Source organism: Psychrobacter sp. CX14 (genome assembly GCF_057396205.2).
This window is the reverse complement of record NZ_CM183187.1, coordinates 1,041,996-1,063,025: the sequence shown is the minus strand read 5'-3', so window position 1 is coordinate 1,063,025 and position 21,030 is coordinate 1,041,996. Positions and strand designations below refer to the sequence as shown.

Below are 21,030 nucleotides of genomic sequence, written 5' to 3'. Positions count from 1 at the left end.
GTGCAAATTATTAGTGTTCATTATCAGTAATGAGCTATCGGTAATGATTTAAACAAATCAACTATTTAGTGATTAATTTAATGCTTGCTACCGTCTACACGTAGTATCTCATTGGCAGCTTTAGCTTCCGCTTTCGCGACACGCTCGCGTACCATCTTCTCAATATTATCCACTAAGGTGGTGGTATCAATCAGGTGGCTCTTCTCACCTTCTAAATATACCAGTGAATTAGGCGATGCGCCTACTACACCAATGTCCGCTTCTTTGGCTTCACCTGGGCCATTTACTTTACAGCCAATCACAGATACATCCATAGGGATACGCACGTCTTCTAAGCGCGCTTCTAGAGCATTCATTACGCGAATCACATCAAATTCTTGACGTGAACAGCTTGGGCAAGCAATAAAGTTAATACCGTTGGCACGGATATTAAGCGATTTTAGAATATCAAAACCAATTTTAATCTCGTCTTCTGGCTCAGCCGCTAGTGAGATACGAATGGTATCGCCAATGCCGTCTAATAACAAGCCGCCTAGAGCAATCGCTGATTTAACGGTACCTGTACGGTAAACACCGGCTTCAGTAACGCCAAGATGCAATGGATTATCAATCTGCTGTGATAATAAGCGGTAAGCATCCAGCGTTAAGAAAACATTACTGGCCTTAACCGATACTTTGTATTGATCAAAGTTTAAGCGCTCTAAGATATCAACATGGCGCATGGCAGATTCAACCATCGCCTCACCGGTTGGCTCTGTGTATTTGCGTTGAATCTCTTTTTCTAAAGAGCCTGCATTGACCCCAATACGAATTGGAATATCATAATCGCGTGCACAGGCCACTACTTCACGAACCTTGGCATCATTACCGATATTGCCTGGGTTAATACGCAAACAATCCGCGCCTGCTTTGGCTACCGCAAGGGCAATTTTATAATCAAAATGCACATCGGCAATTAGCGGAATATTAACGCGTTTTTTGATTTCAGCAAAGGCCGCTACGGTATCCATGGTAGGGGTTGAGATACGCATCATATCGGCACCGGCATCGACGCAGCGCTCAATTTGCGCAACCGTCGCATCGACATCACAGGTGTCAGTATTTGTCATACTCTGTACACTAATAGGCGCATCGCCACCGACTGCCACATCACCGACATAGATTTTTTTGGTTTCACGACGTTTTATTGGAGAGGGAGTAGACATAAAGCTTCTCAGTTGACTGAAAGTTTATTTGGAAGGGCTAGATTATTTTATATTAACTGTATTCTGTTTATTCTATTTAACTTACTGCACTTACTACATTGTGGGCTTGGTTATAAGCATTCATATAAAAGGGCGGATTGGCTGATTATACCAGTGACATAATCAACCCGTCTTTTCATAGCTACTTATACCAGTAACAGCATCTAGAGTTAAGCTAAATCTAAGGGGCTAAGCTAAAGTTGGCTTGGTTGCCTTGTGCAAAATCATTAAGCGCAATCGGTTCGCCATTTAGGTTTAAATTAACTTGAGAGACGTTATTGATTTGCACTTGAAACGGCGGCTTACCGGTGAGCTTATAGCCACCGCGTGACTGATTACCCGTTAATAAGGTTTTGCCTGTGGCATCGACCACACTTAATTCGGTCGGACCTCTCACCCAAAAATCTAGCGTCGCATCTTCTGCATTAGTCGCCGCTTGTTGGTTATTGGCATCATCAGCATTCGCTGTATTGTCTAAGTTCAGCGCTGAGCCTGAGTTATTAAGGTTAACCGCACTGCCACTACTGACTATAGCGGCACCGGCTGACTGCTCGCTGTCTGATAAATCATCAATGATTTGAGCATTTTCAGTTTCAGCTTCTGTCGCATCTTGAGCGTTTGACACGGTACGAATTAAGAAGACCGCTAGAATGATTAGACCAATTAAACCCAACACCAATAAAGGGTTGATACGGATGGAGCGTTTACCTTCACGCTGCAGGGTACCCATCGGCTTTAATGGCGACTCAATATCACCGACACTCTTCTTTTTGAGCTCATCAGGATAAGCACGATTAAAGCTCTCAGCGATTTGATCAGGATCTAATCCCAGATACTTGGCGTAATTAATCACGAACCCGCGAGAAAATGCTATCTGCGGTAGTGCCTTAAAATCCTCTGATTCAATAGCTTCTAAATGTCTGCGCAAAATAAACAGCTCACCGGCCACGTCATCTAGGCTTAAGCCCTTACTTACGCGAACTTGTTTGAGTCGATTACCGAATGAGCCGACAGTTTGATTAGATGTATCTAAGGTATTGTTCAACGGTGTTTGCTTGTCTATTTCCATGATGCCTCTGGGTTACGAATCCAAACTTCTAGCCTTTTTGATTCCTCACTTAATGGAAAGTCAGCCAAAAGTTGTCGCGAAAGTTTCTCTTGCAGTGATAAATTTTGTTGTTTATGAGCAAGCTGAATGCCTTGCAATAGCGTGCGTGGCATCTTATTAGCCATATCGCCCGTTTCGGCTAGCATCTCATTATATAATGCTTGGGCTTGACTGACTTTATTATTATTCATCAAAATATCAATCAGCTCAATGGTCGCTGTCATTCGGGCTCGGCGGTTATTGGGTCGACTGCTCTCTAACACTTTAACAAACGCTTGACTGGCAAGCGGCCAATTTTCTACCTTTGTAGCAGTTCGACCTAAGTTTTCTAACGCACCGATACGCCCTTCATATCCAAGTGCTGATCCGGCAAGTTCAAACTGCGCTATCGCCTCGTCATATCGCCCAACTTGGGATAAATACACCCCATAATTATTACGCGCTTGCATAAAGCTTGGGTCAAGTTCAATTGCTTGCTCGAAGTACTGCTCAGCCTTGTTAATGTTGTGCCGGCTGCCTTCTTGTTGCAACAAAACGCCCATCATATCATAGGCAGGCGCATAGTGTTTATTTGCCGCCAACGCTTTTTCAAGTTGCCGATATGCGGCGTCTAACTTATTGTCAGATAAATACTGCGCCGCCATTTGAGTTCTAATAGGGGCAACCTTATTGGCATTGCTTTCTTTGTCAGCAAAGGTGGCTGTATTAACTGACTGGTAGCCACCATTGGTAGACTGACAACCGGTCATACTCAAAAAGCCTATCACACCAATACTTAGCACACTGATAGCCGCTATATTAGCACCTTGTACTGTGCGGCCGCGGGTCATCATCCTGATTCCCAATCTCTTATCGCCTGTCTGGTTGCTTTCATTGTTTAAAAACAGTCGTCTATTGTTTTTGCGCATTCAATTCATATTGACATGATTGTACGCATTAATAATCGTATTGTAACCACACCACCGGCTTTGTGCACTTAAAAGATATAAAATTTTTATCATAATGCAAGCCAATGGTTCCTTTCAAGTACTGATAGTGTTTATTTTAGGCCATAATCTGACAGTGAATACACACTTAACTCAGTCTTATTCTAATTAGCTTTGTGCTTGCAATTCTTGCTCACGGTCTTTGATACTTTGCTGCCATTTGGCTGAACGACGGGTTCTATCTGCAACCTGGCCAACCAACTGACCACAAGCAGCATCAATATCATCTCCGCGGGTTTGGCGAATGGTACACACAAATCCGGCGTTATTTAAAATATTGCTAAACGCATGGATGCGGTTGTTGCTTGAGCGGTCATAAGGCGCATGTGGGAACGGGTTAAAAGGAATCAGATTAATTTTGCTTGGTAGCCCTTCTAATAACTCTACTAACTGATGCGCATGCTCATCACTATCATTGACGCCAGCAAGCATCACATATTCAATAGTGACGTGCTTTTTATGACGTGGATTATTATCATGCACATAGGCTTTTGCCGCGGCAATCAGCTCGCTTAATGGATACTTTTTATTAATGGGCACCAACTCATTACGCAGCTCATCGTTTGGTGCGTGCAGTGAGATTGCCAACGCCACATCGATGTCTTTATATAAGTCATACATCTTAGGCACAACGCCTGAGGTTGATAGTGTCACACGGCGTTTTGATAAGCCATAAGCGTGGTCTGATAGCATCAGGCTCATTGAGGATACCACAGGCTTATAGTTAAGCAGCGGCTCGCCCATACCCATCATAACCACGTTGGTAACGTTATTGTGCCATTCAGTGTTGTCCACGCCTTCCATGTACGAGGCGTTAGCGACCCAAAGCTGACCAATGATTTCTGCAGGGGACAAATCACGCTCAAAGCCTTGCTTACCGGTACTACAGAAACTGCAATCTAGCGCACAACCAACTTGTGAAGACACGCATAGAGTCTTACGTCCATTAACCTTACTGTCATCTGCTGGAATCAATACTGTTTCCACAAGCGACCCGCCAGCCACTTTGAATACCCATTTACGGGTACCGTCGTTACTAAACTCTTTATGCACCACCTCTGGCGGACGCACACAGGCTTGCTGTTTTAGCTTTTCGCGCAAGCCTTTTGATAGATTCGTCATCTCATCAAAATCAGTCACTCCATGCTGGTAAATCCATTTCATTACCTGTGTGGCACGAAACGGCTTCTCGCCTATCTCTTTGAAATAGGCGCCAAGTTCTTCCTGACTCATACCCAGAATATTGGTTCTGTGGTCATTAGCATTTGAGTCAGTTTGGCTTGGGTCAAAAGAGGTTAGCTGGCTGTCAGCAGGCTGCATAGGAATTTTGGTCATGATAACTTATCTAACCTAATATGGTGTGTGAATTAAAACGTTTTGGTATTCAAAGGCATATTATAACTTAATTTTATTAAGCACATGTTGTCGTATCTTACCATGCCTGTGAATTAACAATGAAAACGGCCGAGCAAATGCCCAGCCGTCTTTTTTAGAACGCGTATAGAACCAGACTTAAAAGAACTAAATCGCTTGGATTAACGAGTACGATCTAATACTTCGTCATCAGAGAAGAAATAAGCGATTTCGCGTTTTGCTGATTCAGCAGAATCTGAACCGTGTACTGCATTTTCATCGATGCTTGAAGCGAAATCTTTACGGATGGTGCCTTCAGCAGCTTCGCTTGGGTTAGTTGCACCCATGATTTCACGATGCTTAGCAATTGCGTTTTCGCCTTCTAGTACTGACACAACCACAGGACCTGAGGTCATGAAAGATACTAGATCATTGTAGAATGGACGTTCTTTATGCTCAGCGTAGAAACCGCCTGCTTTTTCATTGTCAAGATGTAGCATTTTAGCGCCAACAATCTTAAGACCAGCTTCTTCAAAACGGCTGTAGATAGCGCCAATGTGGTTGCCGCCAACAGCGTCAGGTTTGATGATAGATAGAGTACGTTCGATAGCCATGAGAAGCTCCTTAAAATAAATTATATAGGATGGATTTAAAAAGTATTGAAGGCCTGTCATTATATCTAAGCGCGTTATATTAATAAAACACCCTTCAAACTGTTGCTTATTATAGCGACTCATATGGTAAATGATAGGAAAAAGTGGTGCTTATTCGCAAAATCCAAACATTTTGACATCTGTGCTTAAAAATCAGGTGCTTAACCCAGACTATTGCCTATTCATTCTCCCATTTCCCACCTGTTTAAGCCTCTTTATCCTTATCGCTTTTTTAGTGCGCTCAAAAATAGGATTCGTTATCAATCTTGGTTATAATTAGAGACTCAACACTTAAACACAACTAACTCAGCGACGAATAGCCCATAATAGCCGCTTTGCGCTTTTGATGGGCTATTTCAGTATCTACTGACTTTTAATCATAGGACGGGCTAACTATTTGAGCCACGATTAATCAGCTTAACTAAACAGCAGTTGCTATCTATTTGTGGTGACGTGGCATGCTTTATTTTAAACTTATGATAACTGTGACCCTTAAAGACGTTATATAAAGTATGCTTTATCCCACACATTGATTTTGCTTAAAACACCTGTATTAAAACCTTCAACATTTAAGGGCAGATTGATATCAATTTGTCTGAACCAGACCCACTATTACTTGCTTTATCAAAGGAGCATTCATGCCCCAATCTCGTACCAATCTGAATCCAAAAGAAGACCATTTTGACAGTCTTAATGAGCGCAACTATCAAGTCAGCTTTTTAAAGCGTTATGGACTATTAATCGGTGTGTCTCTTGGCTTTATTATTGCCGTACTATTGTCTGTCTGGTGGCTTGCTATCTTATGTGGCGCCCTTGTTATCTTAGGCATTTATGACACGCTGCAATCAAAACACGCCGTTTTGTACAACTACCCGATTGCGGGTCATATCCGCTACTTTTTAGAAGACTATCGACCCGAAATACGCCAGTATTTCATTGAAGATGACAAGGAGCAGGTGCCTTTTTCTCGTCAGCAGCGTGCGTTGGTTTATCAGCGCGCAAAAGATGTTAGTGATACCAATGCCTTTGGTACATTAGATGATTTGTATGCACAAGATAAAGAGTGGTTTTTGCAATCGCAGACCAGCCATCCGCTTCATGACAAAGACTTTCGTATTACTGTGGGCAACCATTTATGCCAACAGCCCTACTCGATGTCTGTGTTTAATATCTCAGCAATGAGCTTTGGTAGTTTGTCTGGTAATGCAATTATGGCATTAAACCAAGGCGCCAAAATGGGCGGCTTCACCCATGATACTGGTGAGGGCTCGATTAGCCCATATCACCGTAAATATGGCGGCGACCTTATTTGGGAGATTGGTACTGGCTACTTCGGTTGCCGTGATGCTACGGGTAACTTTGATCCAGAACTGTTTCGAGAGCATGCCCTTGAAGAACAGGTTAAGATGATCGAAATCAAACTGTCTCAAGGCGCAAAACCTGGTAAAGGCGGTGTGTTACCGGCAGAGAAAATTACAGAAGAGATTGCCGATACCCGCCGTATTCCAATGGGCGAGGATTGTATTTCGCCTTCTACTCACTCTGCGTTTAGCACCCCTCGTGAATTGGTGCATTTCTGGCAGCAATTGCGTGAGCTTTCTGGCGGCAAACCGGTTGGCTTTAAGTTATGTATCGGTCAGCCTTGGCAGTTTATGGCCATTGTTAAAGCCATGATTGAAGAAGACAACTATCCTGACTTTATCGTCGTTGATGGTGCAGAAGGTGGTACGGGCGCTGCCCCTGTTGAATTTATGGACAGCGTGGGCATGCCGTTATTAGATGGTTTCTTATTTGTTCACAATGCCTTAGTCGGTGCCGGCGTGCGTAAAAAAATCAAAGTGGGCGTAAGCGGTAAAATTGTCTCAGGCTTTGATATTGCGAAGATGCTAGCCCTAGGTGCAGACTGGTGTAACTCGGCGCGCGGCTTTATGTTCGCTGTTGGTTGCATTCAGTCGCGTTCTTGCCACACTAATACGTGCCCAACTGGGGTCGCTACTCAAGACCCGTATCGTGAAAAAGCACTGGATGTACCAAGCAAATCTGAGCGAGTGGCTAATTTCCATAAAAACACGCTCAAGTCATTGGCAAACATAGTCGGTGCTGTTGGTCTGTCGCATCCTAATGATTTACATGCTTACCATATTGCGCGCCGTATGAATGATGGCTCGATTAAACTGCTGTCAAAATTCTTCTACTTTATGGATGAAGGCGTGTTACTCAATACAGCTGCGCGCGCCGATATTTATAATCAAATGTGGGTAATGGCCAATCCAGATAGTTTTCAGGCTGATAATGAGGCGTATGTGGCATATAATGAGGATTCTCGTGACTGCCACAAGGATCCTGATGAACAGCCTTAATACCTCTAAAAATATCGCAAAACTCAGCATCGCAGCGCTCGCTGTGATGCTGAGCTTAAGCGGATGTAAAGCTGAACAAGACAGCATTCACCGAAATGCTAAAGGCTCAGATAACAGCATAGTGGGCGGCGAGTTTTGCCAATCCGCATCAACGCCTTTTGTCCACTCCTTATGCGCGGTATCACAACAAAAATTATCCGAAGCCGATAGTCGGTTATCACTGCGTTTGTTTTGGAAAACGGGTAAAGAGAAGTCCGAGATATCTGACTCTTCTAGCACATCAGAGATGGCCGATAAACAGTCATCGCGTGAGCCACTATTTACATTCGATGCATTATTAAACGACTTACCCAAAGATAGCAGCTTAAGATTCGCTGCCAATGCTGGCATGTATGATGCCGAATTTGCCCCCATCGGCTATACCGTAATGCAAGGCGAGCAAATACTGTCTTTGAATTTAAAAGAAGGCGGCGGTAACTTTCATTTAACGCCCAATGGTGTTTTGTGGTGGGATAAAGACAGTCGGGTGTCGGTTACTGAAAGTCATCAATTGGCACAGATGCTCGAAGATGGTAGCGCCAAACCTTGGTACGCATCGCAATCCGGCCCTATGCTAGTCATTGATAATCAGATTCATCCTAAGTTTAATGCTGATAGCACTTCGCTTAAAATTCGTAATGGCGTGGGCGTTTGTGATGATGGCAAGATTAAGTTTGTCACCAGTCATGAGCCGGTTAATTTTTATCAATTTGCCAATTACTTTAAGCAAGAGTTGCAGTGTCCGAATGCGCTATTTTTAGATGGGGGTATCGCTTCTGCCCTCTACGCGCCAGACATTCATTATCAAGATAAAAAGAATATGGGTGTGATGGTTGGTCTTGTTGAAAAAGATTAGACGTAATAAACAGCTGATTAGGGCGTAAAAACAAATAATTGTTGCACTGGTACATTACCACACCCACTATCTGGCGAATTTTGCTACAATACGCCTTAATTTATTTAAGCAGCTGTTTTATTCACCTATTTAAAGCCATAAAGTGAAACGCTTAAAGTAATACCTTCTATTTAATACGTATATTCAATAGTCATTGTTATCCAATATCGCTATTCAATACATCACTTCATTTCAATTTTCATTAAATCAAGTTAAGAGAGACAAAACATGGGCTTTAATTGTGGCATCGTGGGCTTACCAAACGTCGGAAAATCAACCCTATTTAACGCATTAACCAAAGCAGGTATTGCCGCTGAAAACTTTCCTTTTTGTACCAAAGATCCCAACGTGGGCATCGTACCTGTTCCTGATCCGCGCTTAAAGAAACTAGCTGACATCGTACAGCCAGAGCGTGTATTACCGACCACGATGGAGTTCGTAGACATCGCTGGTCTGGTCGCAGGCGCATCACAAGGTGAAGGGATGGGTAACCAGTTCCTAGCCAATATCCGTGAGACCGATGCGATTGCCCACGTGGTTCGCTGCTTTGACGACGATAACGTGATTCACGTTGATGGCCGTGTCAGCCCAATCGACGATATCGAGACCATCAATACTGAGCTTGCTTTAGCAGACCTAGAAGCCGTAGAACGTGCGATTGTTAACTTAACCAAAAAGGCTAAGGGTAATGACAAAGACGCACAAGCTACGCTTGATGTGTTCAAAAAGATTGAGCCTTTGCTAGCAGAAGGTAAAGCTGCGCGCGCTGCAAACCTAGATGACGATGAGAAAAAGCTAATTAAGAGCTATGGTCTAATCACCTTAAAGCCAACCATGTATATCGCTAACGTTAGCGAAGATGGCTTTGAGAATAACCCTTATCTAGACGCAGTACGCGAGTATGCGGCAAAAGACGACGCTATTGTTCTGCCGCTGTGCAACCAAATCGAAGCAGAAATCTCTCAGCTTGATGAGAATGACAAAGCTGACTTCCTAGAAGCGATGGGTATGGAAGAAGCGGGTCTAGACCAAGTTATTCGCTTAGGCTATAAATTGCTTGATATGCAAACTTACTTTACCGCTGGCGTAAAAGAAGTGCGCGCTTGGACCGTAAAAGTAGGCGCGACTGCTCCTGAAGCAGCCGGTGTGATTCACACTGACTTTGAGCGTGGTTTTATTCGTGCCGAAGTAATTGCTTATGAAGACTTTATCGAATATAACGGTGAGAAAGGCGCTGCCGCTGCTGGTAAATCTCGCTTAGAGGGCAAAACTTACATCGTTCAAGACGGTGATGTGATGCACTTTAGATTTAACGTATAACACTAACCTCCTATCTGTAATACTAAACAGATTATAAATAAGGTTCGCAAATACGGTTAATACAACATAGCAATAAAGCCGATAATTGATTTATCGGCTTTATTTTGGATTGATATTGATATAATATAACATATCAACTCAACCACCATTCTTTTCATTCTGCTAATACTATTATAGGAAATTGCTTATGTCCGCCAATTTTACTCGTCTGTCTGGCTTAGGCCTTGTCACTGCCATACTTACCCTAGCCGCTTGCCAGCCTGCTGATGATCACTCGCAAACCAGTCCAGAACATACTGCAACTGATACTGCAGAAGCAATGCATGAGCATCATGAAGAAGATGAGATACATGAGCACCATGAGGAAGACGAGATACATGAGCACCATGAAGAAGACGAGACGCATGAGCATCACGAGCACGAAGCTCTAGAAGGCGAGCATGCAGAGCATGACGCACATCACGGCCATGAGCACCATCATGACAGCAATTATATTGCCTTACACTGTGAGCCTGAAGCGGATATTAGCGTTTACTACCACACGGATGTCACACCCAAAACAGCGCATTTACTAATTGACGGCATCGAATATGATTTAACCGAAGACAAAGCGCTGCAGCTTGAAAGCTACACCAGCAATCTTGGTTTAGATGAGAACCATGGCCTAGTTTGGCAGCGACAAGATGGCCAAGCCAGCCTATTTTCTGTTCCGGTCAGCATGGTACAAGCCAAGACCTTTGACGATCAAAGTCAGTTAAGTGCGCAAAACAGACTGTATCAATGTGAACAGGCTTCCTAGTTAGTGATTTAACCATTCATTAAATGCTCGATTTAGTCCCATTTAACCATCAATAATGGCTAATTAGTCCTAGAATTTTTACCGTTTGGTAACAGTTCTGACAACGCTAGGCTGCCTATCCGTTTTTCTGTTATTCTAATTAGCAACTGTCTTTTACTTTGTTGATTGGGTGACCTATGACGCAGCCTAGCCTTAATCTAAAAAATCCGCTTAACTCTTCCCACTCGGCTACTCTCCCTGCCAATAAACGCTGGTCGTATTTATTTACTGACCGCCGCTTAGGCAATATCAAAAAACGTAATCCGCAAGAAAAATCCCGCACGCCATTTCATAAAGACTATGATCGACTTATTTTTTCACAGTCCTTTCGTCAGCTAAACCAAAAGACCCAAGTGCATCCATTAACCAATCAAATGGGCATTCACACCCGACTAACTCACTCACTTGAGGTGTCTTGCATTGGGCGCTCACTGGGTATGATGGCAGCAGAAAAATTACAAGATACCCTGTCTGATGGTCTGCCGCGCGGAGTCAGTGTCGGCGATGTCGGTGTCATTGTGCAAGCGGCTTGTCTTGCACATGATATCGGTAATCCGCCCTTTGGTCATGCCGGCGAATACGCCATTCGTGATTGGTTTAATCAGCCTAGCCAACAGGCGTTTTTGAGCCATATAGCGCCAGAGCAACGACTTGATTTGCAGGGTTATGAAGGCAATGCTCAAGGCTTTCGATTATTAACCCGTAACGAGCACCATCCTGATCGCGGTGGTATGCGCCTGACCTGTGCCACTTTGGGCGCATTTATGAAATATCCGTGGCTTGCTGAGCATAGCAATATCATAGATACCCATTCAAATAATGGCTCGTACAATCAAAGTAGTGAGTCGCAAGCCCTCTCTCCCATCGGTGCGCTAAATATTAATAAATATGGCTGCTTTAATAACGATGCCCATTTATTAGACAAATTAGCCAGCCAATTAAAACTACCCTACTCGCCCAATCATGATGGTTATGCACGCCATCCGCTTGCTTATCTGTTAGAAGCCGCTGATGATATTTGTTATGCGCTGATTGATTTGGAGGATGGCATTCATTTAAATATGATAAATTATCAGGATGTCGAGCCACTCATGTTAGAGCTTATCGGCTCTCGTGGCGCGCCACCTGAAGTGACAAACAATGCACCTATCGTACAAAAATTGGCTGCTCTACGCGGACGTGCCATGATGCGCTTGGTCGATAAAGTGACCCAAGCCTTTGTAACGCATGCCGATGCCTTGCTCGCCGGTGAACTTGAAGGCAGTTTATTTGATCATTGTGAGCCCAGTGTCTGTAACGGTATTGCGCGTGCCAAGAACTTAGCATCCAGTCAAATCTTTGCTCACCCTAGCAAAGTACGTATGGAGCTGATGGCCAATCGCTGTCTGCAAACACTACTGGATGCCTTTATGCCGCTGGCCTTATTACCCGTGACCAAACAGCCGATGCATTTTGAGCAAAAGCATTTAACCCAGTTGCTTAATCAGCATTTGCATACGCTCAACCGTCAATTGGGCGAAGATATTTATGATAATGCTTTAAATATCCTAGACTATCTGACCGGTATGAATGACCATGAGGCCTACCATCTGGCGCAAGATTTAAATGGTATTGGTGATAAAGGTTGGTAAGCTAATGAGCGTTGCTATCAGTTATCACTTTGTGCCTTTGAAAATTTTAGTTACTACCTTGTAAAGACTTGGCTGCGTTATTCGCTTTTGAAGATGCTATTATTAAGCGATACGATTCACTTTTATTTATTGAGACCGCTGATATGACCACACCCTTAAACAGTCGCGAACAAAAGAAAAAACAGACCCGCCAAGCCTTTTTTAATGCGGTGCTTGATTTGTGCATGATGGGACAGTCGTTTGGGTCAATCAGCTTACGCCAAGTCACCCGTGAGGTTGGCGTAGTACCCACCGCTTTTTATCGCCATTTTGACGATATGGAGTCTTTGGGACGCAGCTTAGTAGAAGAAGAATTAGGCGAGGCACTGTCGACTCTACGTAGCGGCCTGCAAATGGGGCGCACCCGCAGTTACGATCGTCAGATTGCCAAAAGCATTCAGCTGTTTTTTGCCTCCATCGACGCCCACCCTCGTTACTGGCAGTTTATGGTCAGTGAACGTTTTGGCGGCTCAGAGTCGGTACGCAATGCCATTGATGCTCAAATCAAACTGTTCGCGCAAATCATGAGTGAAGATCTTGGCATTCAGCCGGCCTTTAAACATATTAACGCTAAGGACAGACGTCTATTAGCGGAGGCTGGATTAAATCTATTTTTGACATGGATTATCGATTGGTTGGATTTAACCTACTCGCAAACGCATGATGAAGATGTGGATGTTGAAAATTTAGAAGCCAAAAAAGAGCAAATGCTGCGTCAATGTACCCGTCAGGCGCAAATGCTGTTTTATGGTGCTGAAAACTGGCGCTCTAGTGAAAAGACATTTTTAGAAAACGATTAAATATGACATTCAAATAAGACTAAAAAGCAGGGCGGTAGGTCCACAAACGTGTACCAAATGGCTCAATGGTGACAGATGCCGCTGCTGCATCAGAGCCATTCATACCTCCTGCTCCAAAGACTGCACCCGAATTACTGCTCTCTTCACCCTCAGACTCAGTACTTAGCTTACTGATAAAAGTAGTGGCATAGCGGTGCTGCTCTTCTTCTCTTTTCTTGACAACCACATCAATCAACACATAAAAGCCATGGCTGCGACTGTCAATCAACGACGGTGAATCGCCTTGCACCGCCTCTATACTCGACCACGGTGCTTGTTGCAATAAGTCACTGATATTCTCAGTCGGCGCTGTTTGCCGAGCGGTCACCCAAGGCTCAAACGGCTCTGGCTGAATGTCCTTGGCCAAAGCGCTTAATAACATTGGTTCGGCAGTATTCACATTAATCGGTAAGTAATAAGGTACAGCGATAATATAAGGCTTTAATGAGGTGATAATCTCAGGCGTAAACCCTGTCACTGAGCTAAGCTGCTCCACGCTTAAAAACGGCTGATTAGGAATCGTACTTGCCGCCGACTGAGCTGAGTTTTTATTTAAATAAACCTCTGACTCACTACTGCCTTGTTCAAAGGCCTCATCATCTGCATCCTGCCAATCTAGCACTGCATACGCCAGATTCGGCTCATGACCCAATTGACTTAATAAACGCTGAAAGACTTCAAGCGCTTGCTGATCAACCTCACCATCATGATATAAATTATTCACATTAAACCGAGCAGATGCATCTTTGATGGTCAGCCGAATATCATGTCCACCTAGTGCAGTGGTTATCATTGGCTGAGCCCAAGCATCTTGCAGGCTATCGCTATCATTGACCTTAGCATCAGCCGCAATTAAGGTCGCCGCCAAATCTTCTGCAGCACGGATATCCTGAACAATTTCATCTTGAGTGACTAACAGCTCATATTGGCGCAAAGACAGACGTTGACTGGCCATCATAGAGCCTGCAACAACGGTAATAGCAACGACCAATAACAATACGGTCAATAGCGCTACACCTTGCTGATGGTCATAGGACACAGGGCTTAAACCCTTTTTGTGTCTACTAATAGATAGTGTGTTGACTGTCGATGTCAGCTTAGAATGACGCATCGGTAGCCCCTACATTCTGGTTAGTGCTTGAGTTGGCATTACCATTACTGGTATTAGTATTAGATTCCGTGTTAGTGTTCGTAGTGCCACTGCTTCCATTGGCTGTATTATTCTCATCGGGGACACCGTTTTGGTCAGCACTCCCGTTATTATTGGTCCTATTATTATTCTGAATAGCATTGCTAGCTTGGGCTGATTTGGGCGGTAATGGACTTAGCGCATACGTCCAAGAAATTGGAATATCCTCACTGCCCAATTGAATATTAAAACTCACCTGTAAGCCTTTAGGGAGCAAAGGTGGCGACTCCTCATTTTCTGGGCCATTGATAGTGGTATTAGTGGACAGACTTTGTTCTTCTGGAAAGAGTGTGGCAGGTTGCGGTAATAAGACGTGAAACTGACCACCAGTGACTTTTTTTAACACAACACTTTGTAAGGGGTGCTCATTAGTTCCGGGCTCTAGACTACGATAACGTTGACGAATTAAGTTACCCTGATCAAACACATAGACGATACGCTCTAAACTTGGCGAGCGCGCATAACGGGGATCAGGGTCAGCATAACGCACAAAACTCAACTCGTTTTTCTTAAGCTCAAAAGCAGCCAAAGCGAGTGACACGACGCCTACAGTTGCAGGGTTTGACGCTTGTGAGTTTTCATCGACTACTGACTCATTTTGAGCATTTTGGCTTGAGTTATTTGGACGATTAGCGGCTGCCTGAGTTGGCTGCTGATATGGTGCGGCTTGTAACATATCGCGCTGTATTTGAGCGTAGCCGTATTGCAGTTCGGTCAAAACGTCCAGCTGAAGTTTAGCACGTTCTTTACTGCGGCTTAGACTGTCAAAAACCTGCCAGCCTGCCACAGCTAGCATAGCAAAGATGGCCATCGCTACCATCAACTCTAAGAGCGTAAATCCATTTTGTTGATGGCTGTTGGCTTTAATTGGCATCTTGATTACCGTCATTTACATTCAAATTAGCATTGGCATTTGCAGGCGGCACAGCGGTATTGGTTATACCTGTTGCAGGACTTGAAGTTTGATTTAACACCTTGCCTTGAGTATTACTCGGATTAGGCACCAACAGGGTGACATCAGCAATTGAATGCTGTACCTCGTTTGTCTGCTCATTGATGGGAGCCACTTCGATAGATAGCGGACGAATACTGTCCTCTATATTACTCACAGAATAGTTGCCACTCCCTTCACCTAATACCTCGTCTATGCTCATAGGCACGATGGAAACTTGCCACGTTCTGCCTTGGCCAACTACTTTATTGACTTGGGTACTTTGCGGCCATTGTGGGCTTATTTGTAGATCCGCCGCAGTATTTTGTGCCACAAAATGGGCTAAGGTACGTGTCTTTAGATTATCAACGGAGCGCAGATACGTGCCACTTGCCTGACTAGCAACCACAGCAACGGTTGCTAGTATAGCAAGCGCTACCATGACCTCAATTAAGGTAAACCCTTGCTGAGCAGATGTATGCAGTGTTTGAGACTGTAATGAATCGTTAATTGTAGGTCTCATTATTCACCCACCTTAAGTCGCCCATCCGGCAATAAGATAATGGCATCACCGACTAGACGCCCATTGTGTCTTACCTCAATTCGAGCAGGCGCTGCCTCTCCTGTCCCAAACCATAAAGCTTGCGGCACGTCTGTACCCAAAAACCAAGGCTGTAATTGGTTGGTCTCAGGTTGGGATGTTGAAAAAGAAAAGGACATATTATTAGCGGCATTAGCACCACTTTGCGAGGCGACTGTATCAAGCGGGCTGACGTCAATACTGACATTAGACGGTAACTGCGGTAAATCCATATCCGGATCGACTACCCAGCTTGGCGTAGTTTGTGCACCGTCTCTTGACATCGCTGTCAGTTGCATACTGTTTCGGCTACTGGCTGATGACCCTGATTGGGTGTTTTGAGCCGCAGCTTCAAAGGGCGCATAGGCATTATTGAGCGTTACAATAACGGGTTGTACTTGACCTTGATTATCCGCCTGCATGACCAGACCCATCGGCTGCATACGCTCCGCTGACACCAGTCGCACATAGCTTAAGCTGTCAATCAGATGCTCATAAAAGGCACGGTTTTTGCGAGATTCGGTACTACCGACTGATAACGTCATCATGCCAGCAAAAATAGATAAAATAACCACCACCACCATGAGCTCAATTAACGTAAAGCCGTGCTGTGACTTAGTAGAATAAACCACAGGCTGATGTCGGCTGTCACGTTTTGGTGCTTGTGTCATAGGCTATGCCCTATGCTATATAAATAAATTGGTGGTCGTTGGTTTATCGTTTAACGATATGATTAACTCGTCTAGTACAGGTTATATTATTAGGAAGGATTAGGAGGTTTTAGATTGTAAATGAGCTTCGCTTTCTGAATCAATTTGCTTCATCAAATCAACCATATCATCGTCAACTTCGTTTAGGCTTGGATACTGTTTTGGTAAATCAAGCATCTGACGCACTAACGCTAAACGTAGCGTATCGCGTCGACCCAAATAACGCTGATAGAAGCTTGAGTTAAGCAGGCTTGCACCGCCCTGACCGATTGACCAAATGGTAGACAGATAATCGCGCGTACTTAAGCCGCTGTTTTGGCTTTTTAGATACTGACTGGTGATATCAATCAAACGCTTCATGCGTGCGCGTCTGATTTCATATAACTCGCCAAACATACGGTTCAAACCGTGGGCTGACGCTGCTAGACGCTCTTCAATCTGATTAAACAATAGCGCTTTTTGCGGATTAAATAGCTGCTGCAAAATCATGCGTGAGACACCAGCTGCAGCACAGTCATCGATTTTATTAATATTAAATAACTGCTCTTCATAACGAATAATAATACGAAGATATAGCTCATCTTTACTTGAAAAGTGCTTATACAATGTCCCTTTGGCCAGATCTAATTGATCAGCCAAACTGTCTAACGTAATATCACCACTACCTGCTTCAAGTAAGAGTTGCTCAGCGGTGGCTAAAATCTTCTCTTCGCGGTTCTTGAATTGCTGCTGCCTGCTCATGCAAACTCCTAACCTTGTATAAACTTTAATAAAAATATCTGGCGTTAAAGCTCGGTGATGTATTGAACAAATGACGCTCTAGCACCGAGCTTTAAACACAAATCCAATAAAAAAGAGGTATGACTCATTGGTCATAACCTTGCATAGGATACCCATTTTATTAGTATTGTGCCAGTAAATCCTCGAAGTTTTTTGTTGTGAGCTGTGCAACCTGCTCCTGACTCATATCAAACAAATCTGCCAAGCACGCTGCGACATAGGGCACATACGCAGGCTCATTCGACTTACCGCGCTTAGGTACCGGTGCTAAGTAAGGGCTGTCGGTTTCAATAAGCAGACGGTCTTTGGGTACTTTAACCGCAGCATCACGTAAGCTTTGCGCGTTTTTGAAGCTAACAATGCCCGAAAATGAGATATAAAAGCCCAAATCCAACGCCTTTTTTGCGGTATCCCAATCTTCTGTAAAGCAGTGAATGATGCCGTGCTCTGCTTTTTCAGCTTTTAGAATATCAATGGTGTCATGCTTGGCCTCGCGGGTATGAATAATTAGCGGCTTCTTTAGGCTTTGACTGGCATGTATATGACGCGCAAGACTCGCTTGCTGCTCCTGCTTATTCTCATCACTCCAGTAGTAATCAAGCCCTGTCTCACCAATGGCCCACACATGGTCTTTTGAAGCCATATCAACAAGGCGCTCAGTGGTCGCCGATTTTAAAACTGCCAAGTCTTCACACGGGTGGATACCCACACTCATACCTAGATTTAGCTTATCATCGCCATGCGTTGTAATGATGTCGTAAATCTCATCGTATTCAGCAAAGTCGCACATAATGGCCATGGCTCGGCTCACATTTGCCTCTTTCATTGCGGCAATGGCACCGTCGAGTTTGCCATCATATTTGCTTAAATCTAAACGGTTTAGGTGGCAGTGGCTATCTGTAAACATAAATACTCTTTTTAAATCAAATAAGGGTTTTGTGAATAATATTGCACATAATTGTCGTATCTACTTATTATCGTGACAACTGAGACAAATTCAAGCACCGCTTAACGGCACTGACTATTTAAAGCCTTTATTTTGCTGTCGTAAAGGTTATGAATCAACAGGCTGTATCGAGACGATTTGCAATATATCCTCATTAATAGGCTGCAAATCAGCACCCTCTTTTAGCACCTGCTCACTTGCTTGGCAAAAGCCGATATCATAGTGTTTATATCTCATAAAAAACACCCGCTCACTTTCATGCTGACGATACGCTGGACGTGGGTCTTGCGCAATGAGCTGAATAATGACACCCCTATCATCCAGAGTTAATGTACTGGCCGCTTGCTGACAGTAAGTGTCAAAATCAGACTGGGCCTCAGGCGTTACTATTACCTGCTTAAGCGGCGGCTTATCAGGAGCAAATCCGCTCACGGCATCACTTAGCGCATCGCTATAGCTAATATAGGGTTTGATATCGACAATCGGCGTGCCATCTACCATATCCGCCCCACTGATATGCAGTCGCACCGAACCTGAAGCGACTTCTACCCGCACCAATTTGACCACGGACAGTCCCAATTGTGATGGACGATAGGTGCTACGTGTGGCAAATACCCCAAGTTTGGTATTACCACCCAATCTCGGTGGACGCACTTTTGGTTTAAAGTCCTCTGCTGCATTTGTCTGAGAATTAGCTGCTTGTTTTAAATGATTATGATGGGTATGCCAAGTAATCCACAAATGGCTAAAGTCCTCAATACCCATAAAAGCGTCAGGTGTATCGTAGGGTGCGACCATCTCTATCACACTCGATAATGCCACTAGATTTGGCTGACGTGGAATGCCAAACTTTTGAGATAAGGCAGAGCGGTGATACCCAATAATCGGCAAGGTGAGCTGGGGATATTGTGTATGAGGCTGCGACATGGCTGTGGGTGAGGTACCTTTAATAGTCGAATAATAATTAAAAAAGTAGTTGTATTAAATAAATGAAATGAATCGTTAGACTGTAAAAGCCAGAATATAAGCAGTCTAAAATGCGGCCTTATATTGTTTTGAGCATCTGTTATTCCATTTTACTATGAAACATTCATCCATTTTTACACTTATTGCCGTTATGATAAGCAATAATTTGTTATGATGTGCATCTTTGAATTACCCCTTAGGTTCGGCTTGTATTAACTCGATACTGTCAATATTAATAAAGTTGCTACCTAATATAATGTACCATCGCACTGCTTAGTAAGTTAATCGTTTAAATAATCAGTCGATGGCACCATAACATAACGATGTTTTAGTCCTTGTTCTTATAAGAAAACTCTTTTTTTAATTCTTTGCCATCATTTTTTATTGAGGCCTTTATGTCAAAATTTCACACTGAAACAGTGACACACGTACACCACTGGAATGACTCTTTATTCTCTATTAAGACAACCCGTGACGCCGGCTTACGCTTCCGTAATGGCGAATTTGCCATGATTGGTCTTATGGTAGATGGTAAGCCATTGATGCGTGCTTACTCTATCGCGAGTCCAAACTATGAAGAGCATTTAGAGTTCTTTTCAATCAAAGTACAAGACGGTCCATTAACCTCACGTCTACAGCATATTAAAGTCGGCGATGAACTTATGATCAGTAAGAAACCGACGGGCACTTTAGTCTTAGACGACCTATTACCGGGCAAAAACCTTTATATGCTGTCTACGGGTACCGGTCTTGCGCCTTTCTTAGCGCTGTCTCGTGACCCCGAAGTCTTTGAGAGATTTGATAAAATCGTTTTATGCCATACTGTGCGTAAGGTTGAAGATTTAGCATATCGCGAAATGTTTGAAGAAGAGCTGCCTAATGATGAATTGTTCGGCGACTGGTTTAAAGAGAAGTTCATCTATTACCCAACCGTAACGCGCGAAGCGTTCCGTAATGAAGGCCGCATCACTGATTTGATGAAGTCTGGCAAGCTGTTTGAAGACATCGGCTTACCACCGATTAACAAAGACGATGACCGTGTCATGGTCTGTGGTAGCATGCCTTTTAACGCTGATATCTCTGAAATCCTTGATGGCTTTGGCCTAACAGTATCCCCTCGTATGGGTGAGCCTGCGGATTATGTGGTTGAGCGTGCTTTCGTTGGTTAGTGATTGTGTGATGAATAAATACTTATGAGCCGTAAATTGGCAATAAAACTTCTTGACCGTGTTTGAGAAGTTGCTATAATACGGCTCCTAGCTTAACTACCCTGTTACCTATCATATTTATATATGATTCAGAATTAACAGCAAGCTAACCCTACATGCCGGTGTGGTGGAATTGGTAGACACGACGGATTCAAAATCCGTTGCCTTTAAAAGCGTGTCGGTTCGAGTCCGACCACCGGTACCATATATAATTAAGCCCCTAAATTCATTTAGGGGCTTTTTTGTGTCTATTAACTCTATATCAGATGAGTCTAAAACGATTACAAGGCAGCCAAATACAAGTATGGCAAGTATAGGCTTAGCGAGGTTGACACCGTAACCGTTTAGTAGTTCGCTGACTATATAGGAGGGCCCCTGTTATTGATTAATACCAAGGGCCTTATTATTAGCAGTT

Annotated in this window: 19 protein-coding genes and 1 tRNA gene; 8 read left to right on the top strand and 12 right to left on the bottom strand. The window is 43.7% G+C overall.

The window, feature by feature from the left end; translation table 11 throughout:
- Positions 1 to 77 precede the first annotated feature (77 nt).
- The 5 genes from ispG to ndk all read right to left on the bottom strand — a co-directional run bounded on the left by ispG (position 78) and on the right by ndk (position 5,305).
- Entirely contained in the window at positions 78 to 1,205 is a 1,128-nt protein-coding gene (ispG, locus tag AC2SLO_RS04445) for a flavodoxin-dependent (E)-4-hydroxy-3-methylbut-2-enyl-diphosphate synthase (RefSeq protein ID WP_486542190.1), read from the bottom strand.
- 220 nt (positions 1,206 to 1,425) lie between these two features.
- A complete protein-coding gene (locus AC2SLO_RS04440; protein ID WP_486542192.1) occupies positions 1,426 to 2,313 on the bottom strand; it encodes a helix-turn-helix domain-containing protein in 888 nt (295 codons plus the stop codon).
- Positions 2,304 to 3,185, bottom strand: coding sequence for a tetratricopeptide repeat protein (locus AC2SLO_RS04435; protein WP_486542194.1), 882 nt, complete (start codon positions 3,183 to 3,185; stop codon positions 2,304 to 2,306). The genes AC2SLO_RS04440 and AC2SLO_RS04435 overlap by 10 nt, the downstream gene beginning before the upstream one ends.
- Before the next feature lie 261 nt (positions 3,186 to 3,446).
- Entirely contained in the window at positions 3,447 to 4,673 is a 1,227-nt protein-coding gene (gene rlmN / locus AC2SLO_RS04430) for a dual-specificity RNA methyltransferase RlmN (protein WP_486542196.1), read from the bottom strand.
- Between the two features lie 200 nt (positions 4,674 to 4,873).
- Entirely contained in the window at positions 4,874 to 5,305 is a 432-nt protein-coding gene (ndk, locus tag AC2SLO_RS04425) for a nucleoside-diphosphate kinase (RefSeq protein ID WP_486542198.1), read from the bottom strand.
- A 677-nt stretch (positions 5,306 to 5,982) separates the two neighbouring features.
- Between ndk and AC2SLO_RS04420 the strand changes: the two genes are divergently transcribed.
- From AC2SLO_RS04420 to AC2SLO_RS04395, 6 genes are all read left to right on the top strand, one after another.
- Complete coding sequence (locus AC2SLO_RS04420; protein ID WP_486542200.1) at positions 5,983 to 7,704, top strand: FMN-binding glutamate synthase family protein; 1,722 nt, start codon at positions 5,983 to 5,985, stop codon at positions 7,702 to 7,704.
- The gene (locus tag AC2SLO_RS04415; protein WP_486542202.1) at positions 7,691 to 8,599 is read left to right on the top strand and encodes a phosphodiester glycosidase family protein; all 909 of its coding nucleotides are present in this window, start codon (positions 7,691 to 7,693) and stop codon (positions 8,597 to 8,599) included. Before AC2SLO_RS04420 ends, AC2SLO_RS04415 begins: the two co-directional genes overlap by 14 nt.
- 267 nt (positions 8,600 to 8,866) lie before the next feature.
- Positions 8,867 to 9,958: a redox-regulated ATPase YchF gene (gene ychF / locus AC2SLO_RS04410; RefSeq protein WP_486542204.1), complete on the top strand. Its 1,092-nt coding sequence runs from the start codon at positions 8,867 to 8,869 to the stop codon at positions 9,956 to 9,958.
- 187 nt (positions 9,959 to 10,145) lie between these two features.
- On the top strand, positions 10,146 to 10,757 hold the full coding sequence (locus AC2SLO_RS04405) for a hypothetical protein (protein ID WP_486542206.1): 612 nt from the start codon (positions 10,146 to 10,148) through the stop codon (positions 10,755 to 10,757).
- A 176-nt stretch (positions 10,758 to 10,933) separates the two neighbouring features.
- Positions 10,934 to 12,427, top strand: coding sequence for a deoxyguanosinetriphosphate triphosphohydrolase (locus tag AC2SLO_RS04400; protein ID WP_486542208.1), 1,494 nt, complete (start codon positions 10,934 to 10,936; stop codon positions 12,425 to 12,427).
- 143 nt (positions 12,428 to 12,570) lie between these two features.
- A complete protein-coding gene (locus AC2SLO_RS04395; RefSeq protein WP_486542210.1) occupies positions 12,571 to 13,266 on the top strand; it encodes a TetR/AcrR family transcriptional regulator in 696 nt (231 codons plus the stop codon).
- Positions 13,267 to 13,285: 19 nt separating this feature from the next.
- Here the strand turns inward: AC2SLO_RS04395 and gspK are convergent, their stop codons facing one another.
- The 7 genes from gspK to tsaA all read right to left on the bottom strand — a co-directional run bounded on the left by gspK (position 13,286) and on the right by tsaA (position 19,368).
- Entirely contained in the window at positions 13,286 to 14,344 is a 1,059-nt protein-coding gene (gspK, locus tag AC2SLO_RS04390) for a type II secretion system minor pseudopilin GspK (RefSeq protein ID WP_495637091.1), read from the bottom strand.
- 58 nt (positions 14,345 to 14,402) lie between these two features.
- Positions 14,403 to 15,368, bottom strand: coding sequence for a type II secretion system protein GspJ (locus AC2SLO_RS04385; protein WP_486542214.1), 966 nt, complete (start codon positions 15,366 to 15,368; stop codon positions 14,403 to 14,405).
- Positions 15,358 to 15,948: a type II secretion system minor pseudopilin GspI gene (gene gspI, locus AC2SLO_RS04380; protein WP_486542216.1), complete on the bottom strand. Its 591-nt coding sequence runs from the start codon at positions 15,946 to 15,948 to the stop codon at positions 15,358 to 15,360. Before gspI ends, AC2SLO_RS04385 begins: the two co-directional genes overlap by 11 nt.
- Positions 15,948 to 16,676, bottom strand: a complete 729-nt coding sequence (locus AC2SLO_RS04375) for a pilus assembly FimT family protein (RefSeq protein ID WP_486542218.1) — start codon at positions 16,674 to 16,676, stop codon at positions 15,948 to 15,950. Before AC2SLO_RS04375 ends, gspI begins: the two co-directional genes overlap by 1 nt.
- Positions 16,677 to 16,775: 99 nt before the next feature.
- Complete coding sequence (locus AC2SLO_RS04370; protein ID WP_486542220.1) at positions 16,776 to 17,456, bottom strand: TetR/AcrR family transcriptional regulator; 681 nt, start codon at positions 17,454 to 17,456, stop codon at positions 16,776 to 16,778.
- A 160-nt stretch (positions 17,457 to 17,616) separates the two neighbouring features.
- Complete coding sequence (locus AC2SLO_RS04365; RefSeq protein ID WP_486542222.1) at positions 17,617 to 18,402, bottom strand: TatD family hydrolase; 786 nt, start codon at positions 18,400 to 18,402, stop codon at positions 17,617 to 17,619.
- 147 nt (positions 18,403 to 18,549) lie between these two features.
- Positions 18,550 to 19,368, bottom strand: coding sequence for a tRNA (N6-threonylcarbamoyladenosine(37)-N6)-methyltransferase TrmO (gene tsaA, locus AC2SLO_RS04360; protein WP_486542224.1), 819 nt, complete (start codon positions 19,366 to 19,368; stop codon positions 18,550 to 18,552).
- Between the two features lie 434 nt (positions 19,369 to 19,802).
- On the opposite strand from tsaA, the gene AC2SLO_RS04355 reads away from it, so the two are divergent.
- A complete protein-coding gene (locus AC2SLO_RS04355) occupies positions 19,803 to 20,576 on the top strand; it encodes a ferredoxin--NADP reductase (RefSeq protein WP_486542226.1) in 774 nt (257 codons plus the stop codon).
- A gap of 157 nt (positions 20,577 to 20,733) precedes the next feature.
- Positions 20,734 to 20,820, top strand: a tRNA-Leu gene (locus tag AC2SLO_RS04350).
- Positions 20,821 to 21,030: the final 210 nt, after the last annotated feature.

Excerpts from the sequence above, each read along its gene's own strand:
- ispG (WP_486542190.1), bottom strand. The coding sequence starts at position 1,205 with ATGTCTACTCCCTCTCCAATAAAACGTCGTGAAACCAAAAAAATCTAT.
- AC2SLO_RS04440 (WP_486542192.1), bottom strand. The coding sequence starts at position 2,313 with ATGGAAATAGACAAGCAAACACCGTTGAACAATACCTTAGATACATCT.
- AC2SLO_RS04435 (WP_486542194.1), bottom strand. The coding sequence starts at position 3,185 with ATGATGACCCGCGGCCGCACAGTACAAGGTGCTAATATAGCGGCTATC.
- rlmN (WP_486542196.1), bottom strand. The coding sequence starts at position 4,673 with ATGACCAAAATTCCTATGCAGCCTGCTGACAGCCAGCTAACCTCTTTT.
- ndk (WP_486542198.1), bottom strand. The coding sequence starts at position 5,305 with ATGGCTATCGAACGTACTCTATCTATCATCAAACCTGACGCTGTTGGC.
- AC2SLO_RS04420 (WP_486542200.1), top strand. The coding sequence starts at position 5,983 with ATGCCCCAATCTCGTACCAATCTGAATCCAAAAGAAGACCATTTTGAC.
- AC2SLO_RS04415 (WP_486542202.1), top strand. The coding sequence starts at position 7,691 with ATGAACAGCCTTAATACCTCTAAAAATATCGCAAAACTCAGCATCGCA.
- ychF (WP_486542204.1), top strand. The coding sequence starts at position 8,867 with ATGGGCTTTAATTGTGGCATCGTGGGCTTACCAAACGTCGGAAAATCA.
- AC2SLO_RS04405 (WP_486542206.1), top strand. The coding sequence starts at position 10,146 with ATGTCCGCCAATTTTACTCGTCTGTCTGGCTTAGGCCTTGTCACTGCC.
- AC2SLO_RS04400 (WP_486542208.1), top strand. The coding sequence starts at position 10,934 with ATGACGCAGCCTAGCCTTAATCTAAAAAATCCGCTTAACTCTTCCCAC.
- AC2SLO_RS04395 (WP_486542210.1), top strand. The coding sequence starts at position 12,571 with ATGACCACACCCTTAAACAGTCGCGAACAAAAGAAAAAACAGACCCGC.
- AC2SLO_RS04385 (WP_486542214.1), bottom strand. The coding sequence starts at position 15,368 with ATGCCAATTAAAGCCAACAGCCATCAACAAAATGGATTTACGCTCTTA.
- gspI (WP_486542216.1), bottom strand. The coding sequence starts at position 15,948 with ATGAGACCTACAATTAACGATTCATTACAGTCTCAAACACTGCATACA.
- AC2SLO_RS04375 (WP_486542218.1), bottom strand. The coding sequence starts at position 16,676 with ATGACACAAGCACCAAAACGTGACAGCCGACATCAGCCTGTGGTTTAT.
- AC2SLO_RS04370 (WP_486542220.1), bottom strand. The coding sequence starts at position 17,456 with ATGAGCAGGCAGCAGCAATTCAAGAACCGCGAAGAGAAGATTTTAGCC.
- AC2SLO_RS04365 (WP_486542222.1), bottom strand. The coding sequence starts at position 18,402 with ATGTTTACAGATAGCCACTGCCACCTAAACCGTTTAGATTTAAGCAAA.
- tsaA (WP_486542224.1), bottom strand. The coding sequence starts at position 19,368 with ATGTCGCAGCCTCATACACAATATCCCCAGCTCACCTTGCCGATTATT.
- AC2SLO_RS04355 (WP_486542226.1), top strand. The coding sequence starts at position 19,803 with ATGTCAAAATTTCACACTGAAACAGTGACACACGTACACCACTGGAAT.